This window comes from bacterium endosymbiont of Bathymodiolus sp. 5 South, from assembly GCF_900128535.1.
Lineage (GTDB): Bacteria > Pseudomonadota > Gammaproteobacteria > PS1 > Pseudothioglobaceae > Thiodubiliella.
Window position 1 is genome coordinate 1 of record NZ_FQTR01000048.1, and the last position, 13,546, is coordinate 13,546.

Sequence of the window (13,546 nt, forward strand, 5' to 3'; positions counted from 1 at the left end):
GGCTGCTTGTGCTTGGAATTTGAGAAAATGGCTGGTAATAGCCACTATTTTTTTGTTTTGGCAAAAACTGGGTTTATTTTTTGTAAAATACCTAAGGTTTTTTGTGGCACTGGATAAAAAGCAGTTTTGTTGATTTAGATGGTTGGAAAAATGGGTGGTTTTGGTTTGTTTGGAGTGGTTTTTAAGGGGCGACTAATTAGCCTATCCTTTAACCTGCTACTTTGTCATAATTTAAAGGATAATAGTCTTGGGAAATGTTTGAGGTCGTTGTCAAAATAACTGGGAAGCGTTGTTTTTAAATCAAAGTGCTGCACTTATTGATTTAATTTTTCTATAATCCTACATTTTGTGTTAATTTTAATGGAGTCTAATTGTGCAAATAATGAAATTACTGGTTACCAGTCTATTGGTTTTTTCCTTGAATGTAAATTTATTGGCTAAATCTACAGCCTTTCAGGAAAGGGCTGTAAAAATGATTTTCGATAATGTAAATAATGATGAGAACATTAATTCCGATATAGATAACTCTTTAACAATAAGCAATTCAAGAGTAAATGCATTTGTTAAAAAACTCTTTAGCAGTCCGAGTTTGTATGTAAAGTGGCTTAAGGCTCTTGAAATATCCATGCGCAGTGAGGATGATTTTGCTTCTATGAATGATTTTTTAAATGATAATAAATGTGTTTCTTGCACTTATGCGAAAGTTATTCAGGCGTTTGAGGTGAAAAAATCTGAGCATTTGGTTTTTTGGAGTGGAGATTATCAAACTAATTTAATCAGTGATAATGGCACTGGTGAAAAGCTAGAATTGATTATAGGTAAATATATTCAGGTTAAACACAATACAGTTGCTGGCATCTACTTTAAAGTAGATGGTAAGATTATTCTTGGCGCAAAATTTAAAAATTATAAGCTTACTTGGGATTATGGCACTAATATGCAGCCTAATGACAATAAGGGTAGTATTACTTTTTCTGAGGTTTTTTTGGACGGTAAGTATATTGGTCATCAATTTACTGGCACACTGATTAGACAGGAAAACGCTAAAGAAGTAACAAAAACTTTTGTGGGATTTACTAGGGTTGCTGAAAATATTAACGACTTAAGTAAATCAGGAGAGCCGGGTAATGAGAACGACTCAAGTGCAAGCACGGGCGATCATCCTGATCTTGACATTAAAACCAGCATCGGTCCCCACAGTAGTGGCGGTGTTACCATTAATGTTTTGGATAACACAACTTCAGAGGAAGGTAATACGGCAAAATTTTCAATCGTATTGAACCATAAGCCAATATTTAAACCCAATGCTTTGAAAGATAGTGCCAATGGAAAGAGTGTGTTGGTTATTTTCTTTTGGAGTTCCAATGGCACTGAAGGGCGTCTCAAAAAGTTTGGTGCTGTCTTTAATGAGGACAACTGGAGTACACCAAAAGAATTTACTATTTATGGGCAGGACGATCATCTGACAGATGGTAATCAGCCATATCAAATCATATTTGCAACAGGCTGGGGTTATCATACGGTCAATTATAAAGGTCGAATTATTGACCCTATCAATTTAGTCAACATTGAAACTGCAGGGGTTACTGTTAAAGTCTTAGATGGCACAACTTCAGAGGAGGGTGATACAGCAAAATTTTCAATAGTACTGAACTACGAGCCAATCGTTACTAACCCAAGTATAGTGCTTCATAGGCAAGATGAAGCAAGGACAGTAGTTACCACTATCGGCATTTCGACTAGCGATCCCAGTGAGGGAAAATTTGCAAATGGTGCAATAGAAAAAAGTATTACTTTTACTAAAGACAATTGGAATATACCAAGAGAAATTACTGTTTACGGGCAAAATGATAATTTGGGTGACGGTGATACGCCATACCAAATTAATTTCTCAACGAGTAAGGGTTATGCGCAAGGCATTAATTATGCAGGTCTAAAGATTGACCCTGTTAATTTAGTCAATATTGGGGATTATCAAGACATTGATCCAATGACGGGCAAACCTCGAATGAGTGTTGGTTTCATTCATTATCCTGCCAAAAGATTTGGCACTCAAATATGGACAACTGAAAATATGCGTCATTATCCAAGTAAAATTGGCAATGGTTTTTGGTCTGGTTTTTCTGACGCTAAAAAAGAAACCAGATATTATAGTTGGGTTGCTGCTATGAACGGAGAAAGTAAAGAAGGAGCGCAAGGCATTTGCGCAAAAGGTTGGCATATTCCAACAGATGACGACTGGAAAACATTAGAAGGCTTCTTGGGGATGAGTAAAGTCACGCAAGATATCAATAGTTCGTATCGTGGTACCGATCAAGGTGCTCAAATGAAAATAGGCGGCACGAGTGGATTTAATGTTGAATTGCTTGGTTATTATGCCTATAATCAAGTGAAATCCCAAGGACTGAGTGCTAGTTTTATTAGTTCTACCAGTGTCAATGAATTTAAATATAATAGTCGTTATATAGGTCCTTATGAGAATGACTTAGTGCGTTCTGTTTGGCTCGTAGACAAAAAAAAGTCAGGCAAATGGTATTTTTCTAATATTAAGGCGGTAACAGAGAAAAACGATCAGGCAAGTCAGGAAGGTGGTTATCGTACCAGTGGATATTATGCAGAGAAATTAGGCGTGGATCCTAGTGTGAGAATCAATTTAAATAAATTGTCTGCGATTAAATATATTACGATTACGCCCTATTCAGGTGTATCACCAAACAATTCCAATGCGGTTTTATTTGTTTCTCATAAGAGAGTTACTGCTGATAACGGAAAAACGATAGAGCAATTGAGGCGTCAGTTTGATATGCGGGAAATCGGCACTACTAGCCATTGGGGTGTTGATAGTTTTCAAGTGACTCGTTTAATTACCACTAAGCAAGATCCCAAGGCTATATGGAGGGGTGATGAGTTTAAAACAACAGGGTCTTCCGTTCGTTGCGTTAAGGACAGTAGCGATAAAAGCATTTCCAGCCATTCTCCTAAAAAAATAATTCTTACAGTTGACAAGCCTATGACGCCAATTGGGTTTGGCGATACGGTTACATCAGTGGCTAAAAATTGGTCTATCACCCCAGATATTGGTAATGGATTGAATTTTAATACCGCAACAGGGGTTTTGTCAGGCACACCGTTAGTTGCTCAAAATACAATTGATTACCAGATAACAACTGCTGATGACTCAAAAGCAGTTTCTTCTATTGCTATTACAGTTATTGATAACGCAGCAAAGGTTAGCAGTATTCAAATAATGGGCGATAATATTCTCCAAGTTGGCGACAGTACTCAGTTAAATGCGATGGTTAACCCTAGTTACGCAAGCAATAAAAAACTCGCTTGGATAATTGTTGGGGATAAGAGCAAAGCGCGTATTAGTCAAACAGGAGAACTGCATGCACTTAAATCAGGTCATATTATGGTTGTTGCAGCCGCCACTGATAACAGTGCTACTTATGGCACATTTGTTGTTTCTATTGCCGAACAAGAAACGCTTATGTTTAATGATAAGCGTTATTCAATAATCACTTCCGATGATACAGGTAGAGCTTGGCTGGATAGAAATTTAGGCGCCACTCAGGCTTGTGCCCATATTACGGATGTTGCTTGTTATGGTGATTTATATCAATGGGGAAGAAGCGGTGACGGGCATCAACTCAGAAGCCAAAATCTTGTTTTGAGTGATATCCAAGCAACAAATATTATCCCTGGTAATGGAAAATTTATTATCAATGCTGATGATTGGACCGCACCTGGGGTTGATGATTCAGGTCAAAAACGGCAATCTGTATGGATAAATAATAGCACTAACATTTGTCCAACTGGATTTAGTTTGCCAACGCTAGAGGAGTTAAGAGCCGAAATAAATGGTAGCCGAAATAGGTTTAGTCTTGTAAATTCAAAATTAAAATTATCATTAAATGGCTTGCGTAACAAAGCAGGTCAGTTGCAATTTGTCGGAATCAAGGGTAATTATTGGACGAGAGATATCGCTAAAACAGCGTCAAATGGTTTAGAGAGAAGCCAACAGTCTAAACATCTTGTTATTAAGAATACTGCCACTTATGCCTATCTTTCTAGTCCACATACCATAGGCATGGGTGTGCGTTGTATTAAAAATCTGCCGCCTTTTATCAGTCCTAGTGTTAACGACTTAAATGCGATTGTTGGCACCACTATTGCACCGATTACATTTACCAATATGGGTCGTATAGCAACCAAGTGGGAGATTGCCCCAGCATTAAGGGCCGGCTTATCTTTTAATGCAAAAACAGGTACAATTTCAGGTACACCAAATAAGGTAGCACCTACGCAACGCTATCGCATTACTGCTAGCAATACCGCTGGTTCTGACACAGCTTGGGTACGTATTTCAGTCAACCCTATACCAATATTAACAAGGGGTATTCAAATACAAGATTATCAAGAAATAATGACAGTTGACACCACTGTTCGCTTAAATGTAATTATTAGCCCTAGTAATGCCAGTGATCACGGTATTACATGGTCATCATCAAATACTAATGTGGCAACAGTGAGTAAGACAGGGGTTGTCAGTGCTAAGAGTCATGGCAAGACAATAATATCGGCTCGCGCCAATGGCAATCCAATTGTTTTTGATTTAAAAACGATTACTGTTGCAGATTACTTGATTAAGGATAAGGCATATAATATTATTACCTCACCTAGAACTGGTAGAGCATGGTTAGATAGAAATTTAGGCGCTAATCAAATTTGTAGAACCAGTACAGATATGGGGTGTTATGGTTATTTTTATCAGTTTGGGCGCACCAATGATGGACATCAAAAGCGTTTAAATACTTTCTTTAAAAGCGCTAAAGAAAGCACCATTAACCCCAGTACAAGTGCATTTATTATCAATGGAAAAGACTGGACATCTGCTGACCAATCAGGTGCTTTACGCCAAGCAGTTTGGGGTTATAGAAGTAATAACAATATTTGCCCAACAGGTTTTCGTGTGCCAACTATACAAGAGTTTAAAGATGAAAAAATAGGCGCCAATTCAATTGTTTTTGAAAACTTTTTGGGATTACCTATGTCAGGTAAGCGTATTTCTGATGCTGGCATGCTTATAGAAGACGGTGTTTCTGGTTATTACTGGAGTGATACAGTTTCTAGCAATCATGAGGCACAAAGTCTATATTTCGAAAATAACCTAGTTAAAACGGGTAGTTTTGACCGTAACAATGGTATGAATGTGCGTTGCATACAAGATTTAAACGATAAGAGTACAAAATATAATCAGGAGCCAATGGAGATTGCTGGCATTCGTTATAAGACGATTAGAATTGGTTCTCAAATATGGACAGCGGAAAATATGCGCCATGGTAATGCAGACGGCATATACTCTTATCGCTCTAATGCAAGCAACGATGCTATTAATGGCAAATACTACACTTGGTCTGCCGCTATGGGCGGATCGACTCGAAAATACACACAGGGTATTTGCGCATCAGGGTGGCGTATTCCAACAATTCAAGAATGGAATATTTTGAAAGCGCATTTGGACGATAACCAAGAGGGAGCTCAACTTAAAAAATGGGGTGGTAGTGGGTTTGATGCACTTATGGTTGGTAAGGTCGAGACTGGTTATTTAGCATTTATAAATTCCTTTAAGTCTATGTTTATGTTCTCAGGGCGTAAAGCTTTCTTTTGGACTTCTGAAAAAAAACTTGGTTTAGCTTCATTTAAGTCATTAGATGATTTATCAACTACAATTCAGCAAGGCACAACTGCGCCAAATGAACAAGCGTTTAGTGTGCGTTGCATAAAGAATCCTCCATTTCCAATGACAGTGGCTGGTATTAACTATGACACTGTTGAAATTGGTAATCAAATATGGACGGTAGAAAATATGCGTCATAATGCATCTCATGGCCACAGTTCCAATGAAAATATTTCTTCAGATTATGCACATTATTATGGCAAGTCATATGATTGGGAGGCTGCTATGAATGGCTCTAAAGTCAAGGGAGCACAGGGCATTTGTGCCTCAGGTTGGCACATTCCAACAGACGGCGATTGGAAAACTTTAGAGAAGTATTTAGGTATGAATCAAAGCCAACGAAATACGCAATGGGCATGGCGTGGTAGTAACCAAGGTTACCATCTTAAGAAAAAAGGTTATAGCGGGTTTTATGCAAATATGTCTGGTAGAACTGAAAATCTTACCACGCCGAATCATCATTATACGCTTAGAGGCAAAGAAAGTTATTTTTGGACTTCTAGTCGCAACAAAGACACCCCTTCTTTGGTTGTATTTAGATCATTAAAAGATTCGTCAGACAGAATTTATAGAGGTGTTAATGATATGAATACTTATGGACTTAGTGTGCGTTGCATTAAGGATGTAAACAAAACACCTTATCCTGCCTATACCCCACGGTGGTAAGAATTTTACAAAACTTACGATATAGGTTGATAAAACATGCAAACAACCTTAATTCAGTTTTGTAAGTTAGGGTGATAGCAATGGATAACTTAATAATTAATAGGGTAATTTTATGAATATATTTTTTCTGAAAAAAAACTTTTTTCGTATTTTAATGGTGGGCATTTCTTTGATTGCCTTATCAACACATGCTAGTACACACTTTATTTCAGGCTTTGTGGCGACACAGCCCGTTGCCATTCCTGATGTTTATTTGATAGATGCAAATAACTTTGTTACCAAAGTAACAGGCAAGCTTGGCGGTAGAACAATAGGCGGAAATAGTTCGATTGATTTTACTGCCATCAAATTAGGCAACAATTCATTCTTAGCTCAGGCTACTGTTGGTGCGTATAAAAGAGGTGTTTTTTTTGAAATAAGTGACAACAATATAAAAGTAACTGCCGCCCGTTATTGCTCTCTCACAAAATGTCAAAATCGCAATTTGGCGTTAACTGATTCTTATGCTATTGTGGCCAGTAGTCAAACAATTGGCGACTATGGTATCTTTGACCTTATTTTATCAATAACGCATACGCACTTTAACCAGCATTTTATTTTAGGCTTTATAAGTACACAAGGTGTTTCTACCCCCTCAATTAAAGCCAATGATGTAATTAATCAAATAACAGGCAAACTGGGTGGTGGTTTAATAGACAATCCTAAAATTGGCTTTACTGCAATAAAATTGGGTGACCAATCATTTTTGGCACAAATAATTGAAAAAAATTATAAAAAAGGTGTTTTTTTTGAGATAGATGACGATGACAAAATAAAAGTAACACAAGCCCGTTATTGTCTGCTCACAGATTGCCAAAATCGAAACCTGGCATTAACTGATGTGCATGTAGCTATTGCTGATAGTCAAACAGCTAATGGATATGGTATTTTTGATCTTGTGTTATCAACTGTCCATTTAAATGCCAATGAGCGCCTTATTTTAGATTTTATAGGCATACAATCCGTTGCTATTCCCGATGCACACTTGATTAATGAAAACAACATCATTACTGAGATAACAGGTAAGTTGGGTGGCAACACAATGGATAATGGAGAGAGTATGCTTGACTTTACTGTAATAAGATTAGGCGTCAATTCATTTTTAGCTCAAGCCATCGTAGGCACGCATAAAAAAGGTGTTTTTTTTGAGATAGAAGCCAACAGCAAAATAAAAGTAACGCAAGCCCGCTCTTGCCTACTGATAGAATGCAAAAATCGCAATCTAGCGTTAACTGATGCCCATGTGGCTATTGCCAGTGAGCAGACGGCTGATGGGTATGGCATTGTTAGTTTAATCTTATCAACCACCCATTTTGATGCTAATGAGCGTTTTATCCCAGGTTTTGTCGCCACACAACCCGTTGTTATTCCAAATTATTTGATAGATGCAAACAATGTCGTTACCAAAGTAACGGGTAAGTTTGGTGGCAATGGAATAGAGGGAGAGGATAGAATTGATTTTACTGCAATAAAATTAAGCGATAATTCGTTCTTAGCCCAAGTGGCTACAGGGGGCTTGTATAAAAAAGGTGTTTTCTTTGAAATAGAGAAGAATAAGATAAAGGTAACCCAAGCTCGTTCCTGTCTCCTTATAGAGTGTAAACATCGTCACTTAACTTTAACGGATACTCTTGTAGCAGTCGCTGATAAGCAAACAGCTGATGGATACGGTATTTTTGATCTCACTTTATCAACAACACATTTTAATTTTAACCAACACTTTATCTCAGATTTTGTCACCACACAAGGGGTTACTATTCCTAATGCTCATTTGATTAACGCAAATAATATAGTCACCAAAATAACAGGAAAATTTGCTGGCACTTTAATAGACGGTGTTCTTGATTTTACGGCGATACAATTAAGTGATAAGTCGTTTTTGGCTCAAGTCGTTGTTAACAATCATAAAAAAGGTGTATTTTTTGAAATAGAAGGGGATAAGATAAAGTCAACTACCGCCCGTGATTGCCCTCTCACAGATTGCCAACAGCATTTAATTGATTCTTACAAAACTATAGCCAGTAGTCGAACTGTTGGTGAATACGGTATTTTTGGTCTTACTTTGTCAACCACCCACCTTGACGCTAATCAGCATTTTATCTCAGGCTTTGCAACCATGCAGGGTAAGGCTATTCCTAATGCTAATTTGATCAACACAAGTAATGTGGTGACTAAGATAGTGGGTAAGTTTGTTGATGGTTCAATAAAAGGTGCGATTGATTTTACGGCAATCAATTTAGGGGGTAGTTTATTTTTGGCTCAAGTGGTCACAGATACCCATAAAAAAGGTGTTTTTTTCAAAATAGAGAATGACAAGATAAAGGTAACCGCCGCCCGCTATTGCCTCCTTGCAACATGCCAAGATCGAAATCTAGTTTTGACTGATCCCCACTCAGAGATAGCCAATAATCAAACGGCTGATGGCTATAATATCTTTAATCTTATTGCATCAACAAAACCTCTTTATTCTAATGAGCACTTTGTTTCAAGTTTTGTAACCACAGGGGGTGTTGCTATTCCTAATGCCCTTGTGATTAACGCAAGTAACATCGTTACCAAAATAACAGGTGAGTTTGGCGGCGCTGCAATTGGCGCTGCAATTAATTTTACGGCAATAAGTTTGGGGGACAATTCGTTTTTGGCACAAGTTACTGCAAATGGCTACAAGAAAGGTATCTTTTTTAAAATAAAGAATAACAAAATAAAGGCAACTGCTGCCCGCTATTGCGCCCTCGCGGTGTGTAGAGGCCGTATGTTGGCTTTAACGGATTCGCATGCAACGATAGCCAGCAGTCAAACTGTTGGCTCATATGGTATTTTTAATCTCGTTTTGTCAACAACGCGTATTAATCGTAACAATTACTTTATTCCAGGCTTTGTCACCACACAAGGTGTTGTTATTCCTAATGGGCATTTAATTAATGAAAGTAATCCAGTTACACACATAACAGGTAAGTTTGGTGGTGAGTCAGTAGGCTTACCAATTGAATTTACCGCCATAAAATTAGGCAACAATTCATTTTTGGCTCAAGTTGTTGCTGGTAAATACAAAAAAGGTGTTTTCTTTAAAATAGATGATAACAATGCCATAAAAGCCACCCATGCCCGTTATTGTATTTTGACAAAATGTCAAAATCGCAATTTAACCATAGCTGATAGATACATAGGTATAACCACTAATTCAAAATCTAGAGGATACGGTATTTTTGATCTTATGCTTTCAACAACTGCTGTTGCCTTAAATTCTCGTAGTCGTTTTATCTCAGGCTTTGTAGCTACTGAACCTGTGGCTATTCCTAATGCCCACATATTAAATGAGAATCGTATTATTACTAAAATAACAGGGAAACTTGCTGGAATGCATGTAAATGGTTTTATTAATTTTACTGCCATAAAATTAGATGGCAATTCATTCTTGGCTCAAGGTATTGATAAAGGGTATAAAAAAGGTGTTTTTTTTGAAATACGAGAAAACAATAAAATAGTAGCAACGGCCGCTCGTTACTGCGCCCTCAGAATATGCCAAAATCGTCATCTAACTTTAACCGATTCGCATACAGTAGTAGCCAACAGTCAAACAGCAGCTGGCTATGGCATCTTTGACCTTACTTTGTCAATAGCACCTGTTGTTGCGATAAAAAGTACTGGCAGTTTTGGTCTTGTTTCGGGTTTTGTTCCTGTTACACCTATTGCTATTTCTGATTTTTACGGGGGGAAAATTATTGAAATTACAGGAAATTTTGGCGGTTCTGGTGTAAAGGGATTGTCAGTTGGTTTTACAGCAATATCATTAGGTAACAATTTGTTTTTAGCTCAAATTACTCAAGGTATTTATAAAAAAGGTGTTTTTTTTGAAGTAGACAATAATGGCAAAATAAAGGTAACTCAGGCTCGTTATTGTTTACTCACAAATTGTCAAAATCGTAATCTGACTTTAACTGATCATCGGGCATCCGTCGCTATTAATCACGGTCATCTTATGATTGACGGTTTTGGGTATGATCGTAATCTGACTTTAACTGATCATCGGGCATCCGTCGCTATTAATCACGGTCATCCTGTGATTGACGATTTTGGGTATGGTATTTTTGATTTAAGGATTGCTTCATTGGTAACCAATTTAGCGCTTAATAAAACTGCCACACAATCTAGTACTTCTGTTGCCCATGGAACAGGCCAGCAGGCTTTTGCCTTGAAAGCAGTTGATGGTAACACCAACGGCAGTTTAGAATCTGGTAGCAACCATAGTGTTAGTAGCACCAATAAAGAACAGGGTGCTTGGTGGCAAGTGGATTTGGGTGGAACCAAACTTATTCAACAAATTCGCATTTTTAATCGAACCGATTGTTGCAAAGATAGACTCACTAATTATCAAGTCAGCGTGTCTAACAATGCTAACTTCACAACCACTACTTATCAACAAGATTTTCACACCTATCCCAATTCAAGACAAGTCATTGATTTACGCTTACCACGCATTCAAGGTAGTTATGTTAAGATTCAATTGCTAGGCAATAACTATCTTTCTTTGGCGGAAGTGCAGGTGTTGGGTTATGACTTAGTGCCAGAAACCAGTGACTAGAATAGATTCTTAATGAACCTTTATATTTATGTAAATATTTCTCTGTATTTGAGTTAAGATGTTATGGTGTATTTTGATCTTTGGGTGATTGAGACATTAGAACATCTTTAGTAAAACGCTTCATTAAAGATGCTCTAATGCCTTCAAATATCTCTTCAAACAACACCCTAGAATCATTTTTATCAAGATAGAAATAACCTTGTGCAGTTAGTTGTCTAGCAAAAATGATGGGCGCATCATCCCTTTTTTTGAGGCAATTTTGACGATCATCCTCTACTTGTTGATGAATAATATTTTTTGTTAAATCAAGCTCCGAGTCTTTTTTTGGTACATAAGTAACCACATCGCACATATATTTTTCAGGCGACCAGCGTATGCATTTACCACCAAATACTTTACCCATTGGCGTGCTTTCTAAACAGTCTCGCCGCCAACAACTACTCTCTAGACTTTGCCCTTGGTTGTTAAGATTGTTGTCTCTTTGGAAAGCGTTTTTTGCAGCCCTAGTCATTTGTTCATCTGCATAAGATAGGACTTTTTTAGCATTATTATAATAAACCTGACAAATTTGTAGATTTATAGGCTCTTTTTCTTTGTAAAACTTGTTAATAGTGCTGATCTTAGTTTGAGCCAATAGGTGGTTGTAAGATTGCCCGTAACTTTGTAAAAATTCTTGTAGAGTGGTATTAATAGTTTTATCATTGCGTGCGTCTACTTGAATAATATGATCTAAATTATAAGCAGCAAAGTGATTTTTGTAATCCCAAAATATACTGTCTAAGCACTTACTCATTCTTTTTATTCCTTTGCCTTGTAAAAAATCAACATTGTTATTGTTGTTTATGCCACAAAATGTAATAGTTTTCTGAGAAATAATGCTAGGTATAGCTACATCAGCTCTAACAAGGGGCACTTTAATACCTGTCGCTGTATAACTGGTAGTAGTAACAGTCCAACCAGCATTTGCAAAGTCTTTGGTTGTTGTTAATGTATTAACGAGCGCTGCAAAGTTGTCAAGATTAAAAATAGAATAAGCGTTATATTCCACTCCTTGGTCTTGATTAGGCGTGTTTCTCAAAGTAACAACAAGATAGTGTGCCGCTTTTACAAGGTGACCCTCTGGATCGTTTATTCCACCGATTATCCAAGTATTGTCTAATACAAAGGACTCAATTGCAAATACATTGGTATTTAGTAGTGTGTTTTCGTTATTAGATTCTGAGTAAACAAATTTATCTAAACTCATAACGCTAATATCATCCGTCCTACCATTGTCAGCTAAAAAGTGCCATTGATCGTCTTGAATGACAGTATTAACAACATTTTCTACATTATTGGATTTATTCATAAAATCAACCAACTCTATAAATATTGGAGAACCCTTTATCCATTTAGCTGCAAAAAATTGTTTTAAATGAGTTTGTAATATATCAACATTACGGAGGTATTCTGATTGATAATATCTGCCTATTTTTGCATTAGACTCAATCATAATTTCTTTTACAGATGCCATATCTTGGGCAACTACCGACTCTAAAGCAGGGCGGATTTTTGCCAATATTGATTTTAGAGTATCTTCTTCTGTTGTTGAAAATTTATAATGATCTAAAAAATTGAGGGCATTAATCTTGCGCTCCGTTGCAAGGAAGTGGGCGTGTTGATTGATGATTTGAAGTATAGTTCCAATAACTGGGTTCCAACTAAAGAGAGCAACTGCTTTGTCCAAATCGGTGGAATCTGGATTTGCAAAGGCTTCTATTATTTGCCATGTACTCAATGTTATTGTTAGTGCTATGGTGGCAGCTCCAAAGATTTCTCCTGCAGCGCTGGTTAACATTTCTGCAGACATCATAGATGTTTCTACCACAGATTCAGATGCATCCATTATTTCACCTGTTGCTGCTGCAATATCCAACTCTGAACTAGAACTCAAAGAATCAATATTATCCATCGCAATATCAGAGTATGCATCGTCTGATTCGGGGAGGGTGCCATCATTAAGCGCATCTTTGTATTGTGAAGCAACCTCTTCTTGGGTTAAAGTGCCGTCTGGGAGTTCCTCTTCACCTGGCATGCAAATCCCCGCAGAAAAGACATTAAGACTGAATGTCAATAAGGTAACTGAAATTAAGGTTGAAAGTTTAAAATTTGTTAATGTCATTGTAAACGTTAAGTATCGACAGAACTTGTCATTTAGCTAATTATCCCTACTTATGCAAAAGTCTCATATTATTTTATTTTTCTAAAAAATAACCCAACAATCACTCTTTAGAAAAATAATAATCATACATGGATAAAAGGAAGATAGCGTCATAGGTTATTATTAAAAAAACGCCTAAGAAGAAGTTAAATTACCGCCAACTAACTTATCGCACAAGCCTTTTGGTAGAGTAATAAAAGCGTCTTTTTGCCCATCAGCATTCGAAGAGCCTGCACATGATGAGGTCTTAGTAGCGCAGTCATTTTGACCTGCCTTAACCACGCCATAGCATTTTTCTTTAGTTGCTGCATTAGTATCA

The 13,546-nt window shown here is 37.1% G+C and carries 4 protein-coding genes; 2 read left to right on the forward strand and 2 right to left on the reverse strand.

The features are described from left to right. Positions 1-472 precede the first annotated feature (472 nt). Complete coding sequence (locus BBROOKSOX_RS06020; RefSeq protein ID WP_180323877.1) at positions 473-6,406, forward strand: FISUMP domain-containing protein; 5,934 nt, start codon at positions 473-475, stop codon at positions 6,404-6,406. Positions 6,407-6,518: 112 nt separating this feature from the next. Further along, the gene (locus BBROOKSOX_RS06025) at positions 6,519-11,027 is read left to right on the forward strand and encodes a discoidin domain-containing protein (protein ID WP_139660331.1); all 4,509 of its coding nucleotides are present in this window, start codon (positions 6,519-6,521) and stop codon (positions 11,025-11,027) included. 61 nt (positions 11,028-11,088) lie between these two features. Here the strand turns inward: BBROOKSOX_RS06025 and BBROOKSOX_RS06030 are convergent, their stop codons facing one another. Both BBROOKSOX_RS06030 and BBROOKSOX_RS06035 read right to left on the reverse strand, forming a co-directional pair. Further along, positions 11,089-13,188 carry a hypothetical protein gene (locus tag BBROOKSOX_RS06030; protein WP_139660332.1) on the reverse strand — a complete coding sequence of 700 codons (2,100 nt, stop codon included), beginning with the start codon at positions 13,186-13,188 and terminating at the stop codon, positions 11,089-11,091. A 174-nt stretch (positions 13,189-13,362) separates the two neighbouring features. Further along, on the reverse strand, positions 13,363-13,546 hold a 184-nt coding region (locus BBROOKSOX_RS06035), incomplete at its 5' end, for a BufA1 family periplasmic bufferin-type metallophore (protein ID WP_139660333.1).

Excerpts from the sequence above, each read along its gene's own strand:
- BBROOKSOX_RS06020 (WP_180323877.1), top strand. The coding sequence starts at position 473 with ATGATTTTCGATAATGTAAATAATGATGAGAACATTAATTCCGATATA.
- BBROOKSOX_RS06025 (WP_139660331.1), top strand. The coding sequence starts at position 6,519 with ATGAATATATTTTTTCTGAAAAAAAACTTTTTTCGTATTTTAATGGTG.
- BBROOKSOX_RS06030 (WP_139660332.1), bottom strand. The coding sequence starts at position 13,188 with ATGACATTAACAAATTTTAAACTTTCAACCTTAATTTCAGTTACCTTA.